The organism is Flavonifractor sp. An82 (genome assembly GCF_002159265.1).
Lineage (GTDB): Bacteria > Bacillota > Clostridia > Oscillospirales > Oscillospiraceae > Flavonifractor.
In genome coordinates this window covers 385,734-401,971 of record NZ_NFHG01000001.1, presented here as the reverse complement: position 1 = coordinate 401,971, position 16,238 = coordinate 385,734, and the positions used below count along the sequence as shown (strand labels likewise).

At 63.0% G+C, this 16,238-nt stretch carries 13 protein-coding genes; all 13 read right to left on the bottom strand.

Going from position 1 to position 16,238, the window contains the following annotated elements; all coding sequences use genetic code 11:
- Positions 1-3: 3 nt before the first annotated feature.
- Positions 4-1,278, bottom strand: coding sequence for a histidinol dehydrogenase (gene hisD, locus B5G34_RS02285; RefSeq protein WP_087333859.1), 1,275 nt, complete (start codon positions 1,276-1,278; stop codon positions 4-6).
- Complete coding sequence (hisG, locus tag B5G34_RS02280; RefSeq protein ID WP_087333857.1) at positions 1,275-1,916, bottom strand: ATP phosphoribosyltransferase; 642 nt, start codon at positions 1,914-1,916, stop codon at positions 1,275-1,277. The genes hisD and hisG overlap by 4 nt, the downstream gene beginning before the upstream one ends.
- Positions 1,913-3,082, bottom strand: a complete 1,170-nt coding sequence (hisZ, locus tag B5G34_RS02275; RefSeq protein ID WP_087333855.1) for an ATP phosphoribosyltransferase regulatory subunit — start codon at positions 3,080-3,082, stop codon at positions 1,913-1,915. The genes hisG and hisZ overlap by 4 nt, the downstream gene beginning before the upstream one ends.
- A gap of 119 nt (positions 3,083-3,201) precedes the next feature.
- On the bottom strand, positions 3,202-3,714 hold the full coding sequence (locus B5G34_RS02270) for a ferritin (RefSeq protein WP_087333853.1): 513 nt from the start codon (positions 3,712-3,714) through the stop codon (positions 3,202-3,204).
- Positions 3,715-3,800: 86 nt separating this feature from the next.
- Positions 3,801-7,955, bottom strand: coding sequence for a PolC-type DNA polymerase III (locus B5G34_RS02265; RefSeq protein WP_087333851.1), 4,155 nt, complete (start codon positions 7,953-7,955; stop codon positions 3,801-3,803).
- Positions 7,956-7,971: 16 nt separating this feature from the next.
- Entirely contained in the window at positions 7,972-9,009 is a 1,038-nt protein-coding gene (ispG, locus tag B5G34_RS02260; RefSeq protein ID WP_087333849.1) for a flavodoxin-dependent (E)-4-hydroxy-3-methylbut-2-enyl-diphosphate synthase, read from the bottom strand.
- Positions 9,010-9,024: 15 nt separating this feature from the next.
- Positions 9,025-10,098, bottom strand: coding sequence for a site-2 protease family protein (locus B5G34_RS02255; RefSeq protein ID WP_087333847.1), 1,074 nt, complete (start codon positions 10,096-10,098; stop codon positions 9,025-9,027).
- 18 nt (positions 10,099-10,116) lie between these two features.
- The gene (locus B5G34_RS02250; RefSeq protein WP_204245892.1) at positions 10,117-11,256 is read right to left on the bottom strand and encodes a 1-deoxy-D-xylulose-5-phosphate reductoisomerase; all 1,140 of its coding nucleotides are present in this window, start codon (positions 11,254-11,256) and stop codon (positions 10,117-10,119) included.
- A gap of 2 nt (positions 11,257-11,258) precedes the next feature.
- Entirely contained in the window at positions 11,259-12,083 is an 825-nt protein-coding gene (locus tag B5G34_RS02245) for a phosphatidate cytidylyltransferase (RefSeq protein ID WP_242956765.1), read from the bottom strand.
- On the bottom strand, positions 12,084-12,827 hold the full coding sequence (locus B5G34_RS02240) for an isoprenyl transferase (RefSeq protein ID WP_087333843.1): 744 nt from the start codon (positions 12,825-12,827) through the stop codon (positions 12,084-12,086).
- A gap of 74 nt (positions 12,828-12,901) precedes the next feature.
- Complete coding sequence (gene frr, locus B5G34_RS02235; protein ID WP_087333841.1) at positions 12,902-13,456, bottom strand: ribosome recycling factor; 555 nt, start codon at positions 13,454-13,456, stop codon at positions 12,902-12,904.
- Position 13,457: 1 nt separating this feature from the next.
- Positions 13,458-14,180, bottom strand: a complete 723-nt coding sequence (gene pyrH, locus B5G34_RS02230) for a UMP kinase (protein ID WP_087333839.1) — start codon at positions 14,178-14,180, stop codon at positions 13,458-13,460.
- Between the two features lie 175 nt (positions 14,181-14,355).
- Positions 14,356-16,221 (bottom strand): cation-translocating P-type ATPase, encoded by a 1,866-nt coding sequence (locus tag B5G34_RS02225; protein WP_087333837.1) that lies wholly within the window; start codon positions 16,219-16,221, stop codon positions 14,356-14,358.
- Between the last annotated feature and the right edge of the window lie 17 nt (positions 16,222-16,238).

The window sequence follows — 16,238 nt, the reverse complement described above, 5'->3', positions numbered from 1 at the left end:
CCTTTATTCAAACCGCACCTTGATGGAATTGGCGTGGGCGGTCAGCTTCTCACTCTCAGCCAGGGTGATGATCTGGTCCTTGATGGGAGCCAGGCTGGCCTGATCATACTGGATGACGCTCATGGTTTTCAGGAAGCTGTCCACGCTGAGGGGTGAGAAGAACCGGGCGGTGCCGCTGGTGGGCAGCACGTGGTCGGGCCCGGCCAGGTAGTCCCCCAGAGGCTCCGGGGACCAGGCCCCCAGGAACACGGCCCCGGCGTTTTTGATTTTGGGCAGCAGGGCCCGGGGGTCCTCCGTCACGATCTCCAGGTGCTCCGGAGCCACCTCGTTGGCCAGGGCGGCACAGTCCTCCAGGTTTTCGCACACGATGGCGCAGCCGAAGTCCCGCAGGGAGCACTCCATGATCTCGGAGCGGCTGAGGTAGCCGGTCTGGCGGACGATCTCCCCGTCCACCGCCTGGGCCAGCTCCATAGAATCGGTGAGCAGCACGGCGGAGGCCAGCTTGTCGTGCTCCGCCTGGCTCAGCAGGTCGGCGGCCACAAACTTGGGGTTGGCCTTGCCGTCGGCAATGACCAGCACCTCGGAGGGGCCGGCCACCATGTCGATGTCCAGCTTACCGTAGGCCTGCCGCTTGGCGGAGGCCACAAAGGCGTTGCCGGGACCCACCAGCTTATCCACCCGGGGAATGAACCCGGCGCCGTAGGTCAGGGCGGCCACCGCCTGAACGCCGCCCACGGCGATTACCCGGTCCACCCCGGCGATTTTGGCGGCGGCCAGCACCGCGTCGTTGAGGTTTTCGGTGGGGGGCGTCACCATGACGATCTCCTCCACCCCCGCCACCTTGGCGGGCACCGCGTTCATCAGCACGCTGCTGGGATAGGCCGCCGTACCGCCGGGCACGTAGATACCCACCCGGGTCAGGCCCCGGACGATGCGGCCCACCACCCCTCCGTCGGGGGAGGTCCACTCCATGGTGCGGATGAGCAGCTTCTCATTGTAGTCCTTGATATTGGCGGCCGCCCGCTCCAGGGCGGCGATCAGGTCTGCCGGGCAGCGGTCATAGGCCGCCTGGAGCTCCTCGCCGGTGATCTCCCGGGGCTCGGCCTTGTCGAAGCGGAGGGAGTACTCCCGCACCGCTTCAAAGCCCTTCTCCCGGACGGTCTCCATGATCTCGGCCGCCGCCGCGTCAATGGCCTGGTTGGCCTGGGCCGCCCGGGCCTTCATGGCGGCCATGACCGCTTTTTCGGCGGCGCCGTCTGCTTTTACAATCTGAATCATGTCCGCTTCTCCAATTCTCCCTCACAACGGGCGATAAAATCTTCGATCTGGCTCTTGTACAGCTTCATGCTGGCAGTGTTGACGATGAGCCGGGCGGATACCGGGGCCACATCCTCGATGGGCACCAGGCCGTTGGCCTTCAGGGTGGCTCCCGTCTCCACGATATCCACGATGGCGTCGGCCAGCCCCAGAATGGGGGCCAGCTCCACGCTGCCCTCGATTTTGATGATGTCCACGTCCATGCCCTTGCCGGCAAAGAAGGCGCGGGTCACCTCCGGGTACTTGGAGGCGATGCGCCGGGTCTTGTAGGTGCCGTAGAAGTCGCTCCCCGCCTTGACCGCCAGGGCGAAGCGGCACTTGCCGAAGCCCAGGTCCAGCACCTCGTAGAAGGAGCCCCCCTTTTCCAGGATGGTGTCCTTGCCCACGATGCCCAGGTCGCACACCCCGTGCTCCACATAGGTGATGACGTCGGGGGCCTTGGCCAGCACCGCGTCCAGGGGGTAGTTGGGCACACAGTGGACCAGCCGGCGGCCCGGGTCCTTGATGGGCGAACAGTCCAGCCCGGCCCCCTCGAAGAGCTCCATGCTCTTGTCCAGCAGCCGCCCCTTGGTAATGGCGATCTTCAGCCGCTCGCTCATACCCGCACCGTCCTTTCTCCGTCCTTGTCGTACACCAGCACCATCTCCGCCCCTTTGTCCCGGGCCAGATTGAGGCTGGATTCCAGGGTACGGCAGGGGGACAGCTCGCAGGTACCGGCGGGGCGGCCGTCCACCGCCTCCAAAGCCTGGGCCAGATAGCCCGGCTCATAGTGGACCACGGTGCGCAGCACCGGCAGCACCATCTCGGGCAGGGTGCGGGCCACCGCGTCCACGTCCACGGCAAAGCCGGTGGCCTGGGCCTCCCGGCCGAAGATGCCCACCAGGTTGTCATACCGACCGCCGGAGAGCACGGCGTCCCCCGCTCCCTCCACGTAGCCCCGGAAGACCACGCCGGTGTAGTAGTCGATCTGATGGACCATGCCCAGATCGAAGCGGATGTAGGGGCCGTAGCCCGCGGCGGACAGCTCGTCATACAGCTCGGACAGATAATCCACTGCCGGGGTCTTCCCCGCCAGCTTTTCCGCCTGACCCAGCACCTCCACCCCGCCGAAGAGGCGGCTCAGCTGCTCCAGGGCGGCGCAGGCCGGGTTGCCCCGCCAGGGCTCCAGAAAATCCTTCAGGGCGGCAAAGTTCTTGCCCTCGATGAGGGACCGGATCTCCTCCACGGCGGCGTCATCCAGCTCCAGCCGGCCGGCCAGCTCCCGGAAATATCCGGCATGGCCCAGCTCCACATGGAACTTGGGGGCCCCGCAGCACCGCAGGGCGTCGATGGCGGTGACGATGATCTCCACATCCGCCTTCTTCCCTTTTGCCCCGATGAGCTCCACCCCGCACTGGGGGATCTCCCGGCTGCCGCCGTTGTGGGCGGGGTTGGCCCGGTATACCGTCTGGTCGTAGTACAGCCGCTGAGGCATGGCCACCGCCTTCAGCTTGGTAGCCGCCACCCGGGCAATGGGGGTGGTGGAGTCGGGCCGCATGACGCAGAACTTGCCGCTGGGGTCCCCCACCTTGATCATGCGCTCCTGGGGGATGGCGCTGCCCGACCGGGCAAACAGGTCATAGAACTCGGTCTCCGGGGTGGAGACCTCCAGAAATCCCCGTTGACGGAACAGCCGGGTCAGCTTGGCCTGGACCTGCCGCCGCTCCTGGCACTCGGCAAACAGCCGGTCCCGGGTGCCCTCGGGGGTGTTGATGTTGAATTTCATGGGATCACGCCCTTTGCTTTATCGCTTTACCACGCTAATATACTATGGTATCCGTTTTTTGTCAAGAGCCAACGATATAAAATGAGGGCAGCCCGTGAGGGGCTGCCCGTTTGAGCTGCTTAGAGGACCAGGCTGGGGGCGCTGTATACCCGGGCAGCCATTTCAGTATTGAGCATGTAAAGCCCCTTGGCGTCGTCGCCAAACAGCTTCATCTTCTTGATCATGTCCTCCGCGTTCTTTTCCTCCTCGCCCTGCTCCTTGACAAACCAGTCCAGGAACTGGGTGGTGCGGAAGTCCTTGGCGTTCTGAGCGGCCTCATAGATGGTATTGATCAGGCTGGTGACATACTGCTCGTGCTCCAGGCCAAACTCCAGAACTTCCAGCTTGTCCTTGAGCTCCTTGTCCGGCTTCTGGATGGCGTCCAGCGTGACCTTGCAGCCGTTGTTCTGCAGGTACTGCAAAAAGAGCATGGCGTGGTCCCGCTCCTCCTGGGCCTGGATCCGGTACCAGTTGGAGAAGCCGTCCAGACCGATGTCATCGTAATAAATGGAGAAGTCCAGATAGAGATAGGCGGAGTAAAATTCCTTGTTTACCTGCTCATTGAGCAGCGCGGCAACCTTTTGATCCAACATGGTGATACACCTCTATCATATGAAAAGATGAGTCTATAGTAGCATCCTTCTCTGGAAAAAACAAGTGGAGCGGGACACCCCTTTTCTTAAAATCCGTCAAACAAGGTAATCTGGCTCGTATCCGGCATGCCGTCCAGGGCGCCCACCGCCTTGAGCTGCTCAATGTGGGTCTTGGACACCTTGGGGCAGGCGGCGGAGAACTCCTCCACGGAGATGAACTGCTTGCCCTGCCGCTGCTCCATAATGGACAGGGCCGCCGTCTCGCCCAGGCCGGGGATGGAGGTAAAGGGGGGCAGCAGGGTACCCTTCTCCATATCGGGCAGGAAGTTGATGGCGTGAGACCGGTACAGGTCCATGTGCTCGAAGGAGAAGCCCCGGAGATAGAACTCGTACACCACTTCCAGGGTGACCAGGGTGTCCTCCTCCACGGGGGTGGGCTTTTCCTTGCTCTCGATCTCCTTCATCTTGGCCTTGCACACATCCATGCCCATGCACATGCAGGTGGCGTCGAAGGCCTTGGCCCGGATGGAGAAGAAGGCGGCGTAGAAGGCCAGGGGATGGTGGACCTTGAACCAGGCGATGCGGAAGGCCATCATCACGTAAGCCACCGCGTGGGCCTTGGGGAACAGGTACTTGATCTTCTTGCAGGAGCCGATGTACCAGTCGGGCACGCCGGCGGCCTTCATCTCCTCCTCCGCCCCCTCAGGCAGACCTCTTCCCTTACGCACCGCCTCCATGATTTTAAAGGAGCGCTTCTCCGGCATGCCGCAGGAGATGAGGAAGATCATGATGTCGTCACGACAGCCGATGGCCTGGCCGACGGGGATGCCCTGGTCCACGATCAGGTCCCGGGCGTTGCCCAGCCACACGTCGGTGCCGTGGGAGAAGCCGGACAGGCGGAGCAGGATGTCGAACTGGTGGGGCTGGGTGTCCACCAGCATGCCCCGGGTGAACTTGGTGTTGAACTCCGGAATAGCCACGGCCCCGGTGGGGCCCAGAATGGGGTCGTCCTCAAAGCCCAGCACCTTGGAGGAGGTGAAGATGCTCATGGTATCCTTGTCGTCCAGGGGGATGGTCTGGGGGTCTACCCCCGTCAGGTCCTGGAGCATGCGGATCATGGTGGGATCATCGTGGCCCAGCATGTCCAGCTTCAGCAGGTTGGACTCCATGGAGTGATATTCAAAGTGGGTGGTGATGATGTCACTGTTGGGGTCGTCGGCGGGGTGCTGTACCGGGCAGAAGTCGTAGATCTCCCGGTTCTGGGGGATGACCACCATGCCGCCGGGGTGCTGGCCGGTGGTGCGCTTGACGCCGCTGCATCCCAAAGACAGGCGGTTCTCCTCCGCCCGGGTGCCGTGGAGTCCGTGGTCGTCCAGGTAGTGCTTCACATAGCCGAAGGCGATCTTGTCCTTCACCGTGCCGATGGTGCCCGCCCGGAACACGTGGGTCTGGCCGAACAGCTCAAAGGTGTAGCGGTGGGCGCTGGACTGGTATTCGCCGGAGAAGTTCAGGTCGATATCAGGCACCTTGTCGCCGCCGAAGCCCAGGAAGGTCTCGAAGGGGATGTTGAAGCCGTCCTTGGCGTAGGGAGTGCCGCACACCGGGCAGACGGCGTCCGGCATGTCGGCGCCGCAGCCGATGCCCAACTCCTTGGCCGCCTCAAAGTCGGAGTGCTTGCACTTGGGGCAGCGGTAGTGGGGCGGCAGGGAGTTCACCTCGGTGATGCCCGACATGAAGGCCACCAGGGAGGAGCCCACCGAGCCACGGGAGCCCACCAGATAGCCGTGGTCCAGGGAGTCCTGCACCAGCTTCTGGGCCGACATGTAGATCACGTCGTACTTACATTTGATGATGTCCCCCAGCTCGGCATTGATGCGGTCCACCACGATCTGGGGAGGCTCCTCGCCGTAAAGGGCTTTCGCCTTATCCCACACCAGCCGGGTCAGCTCCTCGGCAGAGTTTTCGATTTTGGGGGCGAACAGGCCGCGGGGCAAAGGCACCACGTCCTCGCACCAGTCGGCCACCAGGTTGGTGTTGCGCACCACCACCTCGTAGGCCTTCTCCTTACCCAGGTAGGCAAACTCGTCCAGCATCTCCTGGGTAGTCTTGAAGTAGAGGGGCAGGGGCGAGTCGGCGTCGTCAAAGCCCTTGGAGGCCAGCAGGATATGGCGGTAGATCTCGTCCTCCGGGTCCAGGAAATGGACGTCACCGGTGGCGCACACCGGCTTGTCCAGGGCGTCGCCCAGGGCCACCACGGTGCGGTTGAAGTCCCTCAGATCCTCCTGGCTCTTCACCATACCCTTGCGCAGCATAAAGGCGTTGTTGCACAGGGGCTGGATCTCCAGAAAATCGTACCAGGAGGCGATGCGCTTGAGCTCGTTCCACTCCTTGCGCTTGACGATGGCCTGGAACAGCTCGCCGGCCTCACAGGCCGAGCCGATGATGAGGCCCTCCCGGTGCTGGTTGATGAGGCTCTTGGGCATGATGGGATAGCGCTTGAAGTGGTCCAGGTAGGAGGCGGAGATCAGCTTATAGAGGTTGCGCAGGCCCAGCTGGTTCTTGGCCAGCACAATGAGGTGCTTGGGCTGCCGCTTGGCCTTGCCGCCCGAGCGCAGTTTGGACATGGCCGGGTTGATCTGCTGCAGGGTGTGAACGCCCATATCGGACAGCATCCGGAAGAAGGGTACCAGCATATAGCCCACCGTGGCCGCGTCGTCATAAGCCCGGTGATGGTTGAAGGCGGGCAGATTCAGGTGGTTTGCCACAATGTCCAGCTTGTACTTGCCCAGATCGGGCAGCAGGTTCTGGGCCAAAATCAGGCTGTCCAGAGAGGTGTTCTCAAAGGGCCGCCCCATCCGGCGGCAGGCCTCCCCGATGAAGCCCATGTCAAACTCCGCGTTGTGGGCAGCCAGGGGCCGGTCCCCCACGAAGTCCAGGAAGGCATTGACCGCCTCCTCCTGGGAGGGGGCTCCCTCCAGCATCTCATCGGTAATACCGGTCAGCTGGGTGATCTCCCGGGTCAGGGGGCGGCCGGGGTCGGCGAAGGTGGAGAACTGCTCCACCACCTCCCCGTTGCGCAGCACCACGGCGCCGATCTCGGTGATGGCCTCGGTGCGTTTGTCCAGGCCGGTGGTCTCGATATCAAAGCAGACGATATCCTGTGTAAAGTTCTGATCCTTGTCACCATGGATGACCACCCGGTCGTCCACGTCGTTGATGAAGTAGGCCTCCACGCCGTAGAGGATTTTGATATTCTTGGCGGAGTGCCAGGCGTTGGGAAAGGAGTGGGCCACGCCGTGGTCGGTGATGGCGATGGCCCGGTGGCCCCACCGCTCCGCCCGCTTCACCACGTTCTTGTCCACGCCGATAGGAGAGTCCATCTTGGACCCTACAGCGGTGAGGGCATCCATGGCGGACATGTTGGTGTGGAGATGGAGCTCCACCCGCTTCTCGGGGGCGTTGTCCATCTTGGGCTCCTTCTTGCCCTCCATGACGGCGAAGGGCTCCAGCACCATGTCGCCCGTGAACCGGTCAATGTTCAGCTTGCCCTGAATGTAAAGGTGCTGACCTTTCTTTACCCCATCCACCAGGGGTTTGCCCTCGTCGCCAGGGAAAAACTTGTTGATGCGCACCGAGCCGGTGTAGTCGGTCATATCGAAGGAGACCACCCAGGCCCCACGCTTTTTCAGCTCCCGGTGGTCCACGGCGAACACGTCGCCCTCCACGATGACGGTGCCCATGTCCAGATCCAGGGTGCCCATGGGAATGGGCTCCTTCTTGATCTCATGGCGTCCATAAAGCAGTTTCCCTTTCCCCTCTTTGGGTGCCTTTTTCTCCACGGGACGAGCGGTCTTCAGGCTCTCCAGGGCCTTGCGGCGGATCTCCTCGGTGCGGCGGAAGGCGGCGGCAGCGTCGTCCTCCACCGGCGGCGTCTGGGGCTTCTGAACGGGCGCCGGCTGCTCCGGGGCAGGCGCAGCGGCGGGTTGCTCAGCCGCTGCCGGTACAGCAATCTCCAGCTCCACCAACTCCACCCGGTAAGCCAGGGCGATGCTGCGCTCGATGCGATGGCGCAGCCCCTCCGGGGGCGGCGCAGCGCACTCCACCTGGGCCTTGATGGACCGGGTATGCTTGTCGATGACCGCCCGGGTCACCAGGTAGTCCTGGGTCATGGCCGCCAGCTGATCGCCGGGCCGCCAGGCGGAAAAGAGTTTGAGAAATGGGATCTTTTGTGCTTCAGGCATAGGACACGCTCCTGCTTTACAGTTGGTCGATGAGATGGAACAGCTCGTCCACCAGCTGTTCCTGGGGTACTTTCTTCACGATCTCTCCCTTGCGGAAGAGCAGGCCTTCCCCCTGCCCGCCGGCAATTCCCACATCGGCGGCGGAGGCCTCGCCGGGGCCGTTGACCACGCACCCCATCACCGCCACGGTAATGGGCTTGTGGACCTCCTTCAGCCGTTCCTCCACTTGGTTAGCCAGGCCGATGAGGTCGATGCGGGTGCGGCCGCAGGTGGGGCAGGACACCAGATTGGGCTCATTTTCCGCCATACCCAGGGCCTTCAGAATATCCCGGGCGGCGTACACCTCCTCCACCGGGTCGGCGGACAGGGACACCCGCAGGGTGTCGCCGATGCCCAGGGCCAGCAGGCCGCCGATGCCGATGGCGGACTTGATGGTGCCCATCCGGGTGGTGCCAGTCTCGGTGACGCCCAGATGGAGCGGATAATCGCTCTTCTCGCTCATCAGCCGGTAGGCCGCCATGGTGGTGACCACCGAGGAGGACTTGAGGGACACGCAGATATTGTGGAAGTCATATTGCTCCAGCAGGGCGATGTGGCCGAAGGCGGACTCCACCAGGGCCTCTGGGGTGACCCCGCCGTACTTGGCCAGCAGGGGTTTTTCCAGGGAACCGCCGTTGACGCCGATACGGATGGGAAGCTTTCTGGCTTTACAGGCCTCCGCTACCGCTTTCACCCGGTCCTCCCCGCCGATGTTGCCGGGGTTGATGCGCACTGCGTCGCATCCCTCCTCCACACAGGCCAGGGCCAGCTTGTAGTCGAAGTGGATGTCCGCCACCAGCGGGATATGGATGCCCGCCTTGATGGCTCCCACCGCTTTGGCGGCGGCCATGTCGGGCACCGCCACCCGGATGATCTGGCAGCCCGCCTCCTCCAAGCGGAGGATCTGGTCCACCGTGGCCCGGACGTCGTCAGTGCGGGTGTTGGTCATGGACTGAATGGTGACAGGGGCACCGCCCCCCACCGGGACGCCGCCCACAAGGATCTGTTTGGTCATTGCGCTTCCTCCCTGTTAAAACAGCTTGATCACGTCGTTGACCGCCACCACCACCATCAGGGCGATGAGGCAGAAAAAGCCCACGGCGTTTACATAACCCAAATACTTTTCATTGATCTTCTTCCGGGTGAAGAGGCGGTAAATGCCTCCCACAAAGACAAAGAGGATCTGCCCGCCGTCCAGGGCCGGAATGGGCAGCAGGTTCATCACCGCCAGGTTGATGGCGATAAGGGCGGTGAAGTCCAGGATATTGATGAACAGGCCGAACAGGCCCGCCGCCTCCGCGCCTGCCTGGCCCACGTCCCCCGCCACCGCCACAATGCCGATGACGCCGGACATATCATTGAGGCCCACCGCGCCGGTGATCAGGTCGCCCAGACCCATCCACACCATGCGGACGTAGTCCACCGCCTGATACCAGCTGTTGCGCAGCAGGGTCAGGGGGGTGTCTTCCTGGAATTGGCCGATATAGATGCCCCGTTTGGTCACCTGGTTGCCGTTTTCATCACTAAGCTGGCGATAGGACAGATCAATGGTGCCCAGGTCCACCTTCTCCCCGTCCCGCAGCACCACCATATCCACCTGCTCTCCGGCCCGGCTCAGGAAAATGGAGGCGTCGGTCTGGAAGTAGATGCGGTGTCCGTCGATGGACCAGATCTGATCGCCGGGCTGCAGGCCGGTCTGGATGATATCCTCGGCCCCCGCCATGAAGCCGGTGACCACCGGCATGGAGGGGCTGCCCGCCGCCAGGAAGATGGCCACAATGATCACCACGCCGGCCACAAAGTTCATGAACGCACCGGCCACCAGAATGATGAGCTTCTTCCACCATGCCTTGTTGCCAAAGGCCCGGGGATCGTCGGAGGACTCCCCCTCCCCCTCCATGGCACAGAAGCCGCCAATGGGGAAGGCTCTAATGGTGTAAAGGGTTTCCCCCTTCTCCTTGTGCAGCAGCTTGGGGCCCATGCCGATGGCAAACTCGTTGACCTTCACCCCCAGAGTCTTGGCGGCGATGAAGTGGCCGAACTCGTGGATGGCGATGAGCAGGCCGAAAAACAGGATGATGAGCACAATGGAAAGTACGTTCATAGACACCTCAAAATCAGATTACTTGCCTGCCAGCGCCCGGGCGGCCTCATCCGCCGCCAGCACATCCTCCAGGGTGGGAGACTGCACCACCGGCACGCCGGCCAGGGCATGCTCCACCCGCCGGGCGATGTCGCCGAAGGGGATCTTCCCCGCCAGGAAGAGACCCACCGCCGCCTCGTTGGCGCCGTTGAGCACCGCGGTGGCGGTGCCGCCGGTTCTGGCGGCCTCCAGCGCCAGGGACAGACAGGGAAACGCCTCATAGTCCGGGGCGTGGAAGGTCAGGGGCGGACAGGTCAGCAGGTCCAGGGGCTTTGCCACCGCCTGGGTGCGGGAGGGCCAGGTCAGGGCGTACTGGATGGGCAGGCGCATGTCGGGCACCCCCATCTGGGCCAGCACCGCGTTATCACAGTATTCCACCATGGAGTGGATGATGCTCTCCCGGTGGACCACAATGGAGATTTTTTCAGGCGGCATGCGGTAGAGCCGCATGGCCTCGATGAACTCCAGGCCCTTGTTCATCAGGGTGGCGGAGTCCACCGTGATCTTGGCCCCCATGGACCAGTTGGGGTGGTTCAGGGCCTGCTCAATGGTAGCCGAAGCAATGCGCTCCTTGTCCCAGCCCCAGAAGGGCCCGCCGGAGGCGGTGAGGATGAGCCGTTTCACCTCTCCCCTGTCTTTGCTGCCCTGGAGACACTGAAAGATGGCGGAGTGCTCCGAGTCCACCGGCACGATCTCCGCACCGTACTGCTCCGCCCCGTCCATGACCAGCTCTCCGGCGCACACCAGGGTCTCCTTGTTGGCCAGAGCGATGCGCTTGCCCTGCCGGACGGCGGCCAGGGTGGGCACCAGGCCCACCATACCCACCACAGCGGTGAGCACGGTGTCCGCCTCCGCCAGGGTGGCGGCCTCCACCAGGCCCTCCGGACCGGAGGCCACCCGGATACCGGTGTCGGCCAGCCGGGTTTTCAGGTCAGCGGCGGCGGCAGGGTCCATCATAACCGCCAGACTGGGTTTGAACTGGCGGCACTGCTCCTCCAGCCGGTCCACGTCCCGGTTGGCGGTAAGCGCGGCCACACGCATGCCACAGGCGGCAATCACTTCCAGTGACTGCCGCCCGATGGAGCCGGTAGAACCCAGCAACGAAATGCAATTACTCATGTTCAGCCCCCCACTGCGGGCAGGAGATGGATCAGCAGCTCGATCAGAGGCGCGCAGAAGATCACGCTGTCAAAGCGGTCCAGCACGCCGCCGTGACCGGGAAAGATATTGCCGAAATCCTTGAGCCCGTATTCCCGCTTGATATAGGAAAAGGACAGGTCGCCCAGCTGGGACACCACGCTGCCCAGGGCGCCGTAGACAATGAGATAGAGATAATTGATCTGCATGGAGAACCCCAGCTGGAGCACCACACCGTAGAGCACCGTACACACGATGGCGCCGACAAAGCCACCGATAGCCCCCTCCACCGTCTTCTTGGGGGAGAGCTCAGGGGCCAGCTTGTGCTTGCCGAAGGCCATGCCCGCAAAGAGGGCAAAGGCGTCGCTGAGGAAGGCCACCACAAAGGGCAGGATAATGAGGGCCATCCAGTGCTCCATCTGCCGGATGCGCAGCAGTGAGGACAGGAAAAAGGGAATGACCACGCTGAGGAAGAAGGCGCCTCCCATTTTTTCCAGGGTGATGCGCTTATGGCTGCCGATGGCCTCGGCAAAGAGCAGCACCACATATACGAACATGCCGCACAGCGCAGGCAGCAGCTCGCCGCTGTAGTACACCCAGAAGGGGACCAGGCCGGCCAGCACAATGGAATAGCCCGACAGCCGGGTATGCTTCAAAAACCCGGTGGACCACAGCACCTCATGCACTGCGATCATGGACAGGGCGGCGATCAGAATGGGCAGGACCACCGGATATGCCGGGGAAACTCCATAGATCAGCACAACAAGCAGCGGAATAAAAATCACCGCCACCATGATTCGCTTCCCCACTCAGACACCTCCAAATCGGCGGGAGCGGCTCTGATAGGCCGCCAGCGCCTTATGCAGTTCTTCCTTGCTGAAGTCGGGCCACAACACGTCGGTGTAGTAGAACTCCGCGTAGGCCGACTGCCACAGCAGGAAGTTGGAGATCCGCAGCTCGCCGCTGGGACGGATCACCAGATCGGGATCGGGCACCCCGGCGGAGTAGAGATAGCCTGAGAAAAGGTCCTCCGTCAACTCCTCCGGGTTCCGCTTCCCGGCCAGGCAGTCCGCCGCGAAGGCACGGGTCGCCCGGACGATCTCGTCCCGTCCGCCGTAGTTAAAGCATACGTTGACCTGCATGCCCTCATACCGGGTGGAGATATCATCGGTACGGACGGTCAGCTCCCGCAGCTCCGGCGGCAGGGCGTCCAGATCGCCGAAAAAGTGCAGCCGGATCTTGTCCTTCTCCATCTTCTCGATGGATTCCAGCAGATATTTCTTCAGCAGCCCGATGATGGCAGAAACCTCCTCCATGGGCCGCTTCCAGTTTTCTGTGGAAAAAGCGTATACCGTCAGGTACTCCAGACCAATTTCCTGGCAGTAGGTGGCAATGGTACGGAAGGTCTCAGCCCCGGCGGCGTGACCTGCGGTGCGGGGCAGTCCCCGGCGCTTGGCCCAGCGACCGTTGCCGTCCATAATGATCGCCACATGACGGGGCAGGTGGTTGAAATCCACTTCCGCCAGCTCCGCCTTTGGTTTGAATAATGCCATGCTTAAACCCGCCTATACGACACCAGTGCGGGACGCATCAGGCGCCCCGCACCGGGTCTTTGTTCATTTTTGGATCAGACCGCCATCAGTTCTGCTTCCTTCTTGGCAGTCAGCTCGTCGATCTCCTTGATCCGCTTATCGGTGAGATCCTGGAGCTCCTTCTCGTAGTCCTTCCGGTCGTCCTCGGTCATCTCGCCCTTCTTCTCCTGGGCCTTGAACTTCTCCATGGCGTCCCGGCGGATGTTGCGGATGGCAACCTTGCCGTTTTCGCCGTACTTCTTCACCTGCTTGGACAGCTCCTTACGGCGCTCCTCGGTGAGCTGGGGGAAGGCCAGGCGGATGACGCGGCCGTCGTTCTGGGGGTTGATGCCCAGGTCGGAGCACTGGATGGCCTTCTCAATGGCCTTCAGCAAGGTGGAGTCCCAGGGCTGGATCATCAGGGAACGGGGATCGGGAGAAGAAATGGCGGCCACCTGGTTCAGGGGGGTGGGGGCGCCGTAGTAGTCCACCGTGATCTTGTCCAGCACGGCGGCGTTGGCCCGGCCGGCACGGACGCTGGCGAAATCGCTCATGACCACATCGATGGTCTTTTTCATTTTGGCGTCAAATTCCTGATTGAGTTCCTTCATTTCACGGTTCCTCCTTCACGATGGTTCCGATTTTTTCGCCCATGACCACCCGCAGAATGTTCTCGGGGTCCTTGAGCGCAAACAGGATCACCGGGATCTTGTTATCCATGGACAGGGACGTGGCGGTGGAATCCATCACCTCCAGGTGCTGGGCCAGCACGTCGTCATAGGTAATGGTGTCATACTTCACCGCGGTGGGATCCTTCCGGGGATCGGCGGAGTACACGCCGTCGATGTTCTTGGCCAGCAGGATGGCGTCGGCATCGATCTCGGCGGCCCGGAGCACGGCAGCGGTATCGGTGGAGAAGAAGGGATTGCCGGTGCCGCAGCCGAAGATGACCACCCTTCCCTTCTCCATGTGACGGATGGCCCGGGAGCGGATGTAGGGCTCGGCAATGGCCCGCATCTCAATGGCGGTCTGCACCCGCACATCCACGCCCTTCTGCTCCAGCACGTCGGCCACGGCCAGGGCGTTGATGGTGGTGGCCAGCATGCCCATATGGTCGGCACGGGTGCGCTCCATCCGGTCGCCGCCGTCCTTCAGGCCGCGCCAGAAATTACCGCCGCCTACCACGATGCCCACCTGAACGCCGGTGGCCACACACTTTTTGATCACGTCGCATACGCTGCCGATCACGTCGAAATCCAGCCCGCGGCTGGCCTCGCCGGCGAGAGCCTCGCCGCTGACCTTCAGAAGGATCCGCTTGAACTGCGGTTCACTCATATGTTCAACCCCTTTTCGGAAAATCATGCTATCTTATTTTAATATAGTTTTCCATTTTTGCATAGAGGTTAGGCTAAAGTTTTTCAAATTATTCACTGTCCGGCCGGTCTGTGCTGTAAAATTTGCCAAAGGCCCCGGAATACAGTCCCTTGGACCGCATCCGGGGCCTTACATTCTACTTTTTTCGCCAGCGCAGCAGCAGGGCAGAATTGAGGATGACCGCCACCGAACCGGCGTTGTGGACCAGGGCCCCCACCACCGGGTTGAGGACGCCGGTGATGGCCAGGGCGATGGCGGCAAAATTCAGGGCCATGGAGAAGGTCAGGTTGCACTTGATGGTGAACAGCATCCGCCGGGACAGCCGCAGCAGGTGGGGCAGCTGACGCAGGTCGTCCCCCACCAGGGCCATGTCGGCGGCGTCCACGGCGATGTCGCTGCCCACGCCTCCCATGGCGATGCCCACCATGGCCTTCTTCAGGGCGGGGGCGTCGTTGATGCCGTCGCCGATCATACACACCGGCCACCCCTGCTCCTGGGTGCGGGCGATCCAGTTCAGTTTGTCCTCTGGGAGACAGTCCGCCTTCACTTCGCCGATGCCCAGCAGTCCCGCGATGTGGGCGGCGGCGCTGTGATGGTCCCCTGTCAGCAGCACCGGCTGTACCCCGGCGGCCCGGACCGCCCGGATGGTATCTGCCGCGTCGGGCCGCAGGGTGTCCGCCAGAGCCAGCACCCCCAGCATGGTCCCCTCACCTGCCAGATAGATGAGGGTGCAGCCCTCCCCCAGCCGTTGGGCTGCAAAGGCCTCCCCCTCCGGCGGCAAAGGAACCGCCAGCTGCTCCATGAGGGTGCAGTTGCCCGCCCACAGGGGCCTTCCGTCCACCGTACCCCGCAGACCCAGGCCGGGCAGCACCTCCACACCCTGTCCCGCCGGGGCCAGATGGGGATAGCGGACCCTGCCGTCGGTGGCCACCGCCTTGCCCAGAGGGTGCTCCGACCAGGACTCCAGTCCCACCGCAGCCGCCCATACCGCTTCCTCGGTCTGACCGTTCAAAGGCAGCACCGCCGTCACCCGCAGCTTGCCCATGGTCAGGGTGCCCGTCTTGTCGAAGGCCACACAGGTAACCCCAGCCAGCCGCTCCAGAGCGTCTCCCTCCCGCACCAGGAAGCCGTGGCGGGTGGCATTTCCGATGGCCGCCATAATGGCGGTGGGGGTGGCCAGCACCAGGGCGCAGGGGCAGAATACCACCAGAATGGTCACCGCCCGGATGAGCTCCCCGGTGACAAAGCCGGTGATGGCAGCGGCGGACAGGGCGATGACCACGATCCAGGTGGCCCACCGGTCGGCCAGACCCACGATCTTGGCCTTGCCTGCGTCGGCGGACTGGACCAGCCGCACCATCCGCTGGATGGAGCTGTCCTCCCCCACTTTGGTGGCCTCCATGGTGAAGGCGCCGTACTGGTTCACCGTGCCGCTGGACACCGGGTCCCCGGGGGCCTTGTCCACCGGCAGGGACTCACCGGTCATCACCGACTGGTCCACCGAGGTACGGCCCTCCTTCACCACCCCGTCCACCGGAATGGTCTCACCGGGCAGCACCCGCAGCAGCTGGCCCACCAGCACCTCCTCCGCGGGCACCACCACTTCCCCGTCCCCGGTGATCCGCCGGGCGGTGCGGGGCGTCAACTTCACCAGCTTTTCAATGCCCGCCCTGGCCTTGGCCACCGTCAGATCCTCCAGCAGGGCCCCCAGCTGCATGATGAAGGCCACCTCGCCGGCGGCAAAGTCCTCCCCAATGATCACCGAGGCCACCAGCGCGATGGACACCAGCACGTCGGCCTTGATGTCAAAGGCGGTGACCAGGCCGATGACCGCTTCCAGAATGATGGGCAGGCCGCACAGAATGATGGCAACCCAGGCTGGGTCCACCGGCAGCTGTTCTCCCCACAAAATGCTGGCCAGCAGGGCCAGTCCTGAGAGCACCAGCAGCGTGAGATCTTTTTTCACGCCGCCCCACTCCAGCAATTCCTCCAGCTTTTTCATCATGACACCTCCTATAC

Bases quoted from the DNA above. Each gene is read 5' to 3' on its own strand.
- hisD (WP_087333859.1), bottom strand. From the start codon at position 1,278: ATGATTCAGATTGTAAAAGCAGACGGCGCCGCCGAAAAAGCGGTCATG.
- hisG (WP_087333857.1), bottom strand. From the start codon at position 1,916: ATGAGCGAGCGGCTGAAGATCGCCATTACCAAGGGGCGGCTGCTGGAC.
- hisZ (WP_087333855.1), bottom strand. From the start codon at position 3,082: ATGAAATTCAACATCAACACCCCCGAGGGCACCCGGGACCGGCTGTTT.
- B5G34_RS02270 (WP_087333853.1), bottom strand. From the start codon at position 3,714: ATGTTGGATCAAAAGGTTGCCGCGCTGCTCAATGAGCAGGTAAACAAG.
- B5G34_RS02265 (WP_087333851.1), bottom strand. From the start codon at position 7,955: ATGCCTGAAGCACAAAAGATCCCATTTCTCAAACTCTTTTCCGCCTGG.
- ispG (WP_087333849.1), bottom strand. From the start codon at position 9,009: ATGACCAAACAGATCCTTGTGGGCGGCGTCCCGGTGGGGGGCGGTGCC.
- B5G34_RS02255 (WP_087333847.1), bottom strand. From the start codon at position 10,098: ATGAACGTACTTTCCATTGTGCTCATCATCCTGTTTTTCGGCCTGCTC.
- B5G34_RS02250 (WP_204245892.1), bottom strand. From the start codon at position 11,256: ATGAGTAATTGCATTTCGTTGCTGGGTTCTACCGGCTCCATCGGGCGG.
- B5G34_RS02240 (WP_087333843.1), bottom strand. From the start codon at position 12,827: ATGGCATTATTCAAACCAAAGGCGGAGCTGGCGGAAGTGGATTTCAAC.
- frr (WP_087333841.1), bottom strand. From the start codon at position 13,456: ATGAAGGAACTCAATCAGGAATTTGACGCCAAAATGAAAAAGACCATC.
- pyrH (WP_087333839.1), bottom strand. From the start codon at position 14,180: ATGAGTGAACCGCAGTTCAAGCGGATCCTTCTGAAGGTCAGCGGCGAG.
- B5G34_RS02225 (WP_087333837.1), bottom strand. From the start codon at position 16,221: ATGAAAAAGCTGGAGGAATTGCTGGAGTGGGGCGGCGTGAAAAAAGAT.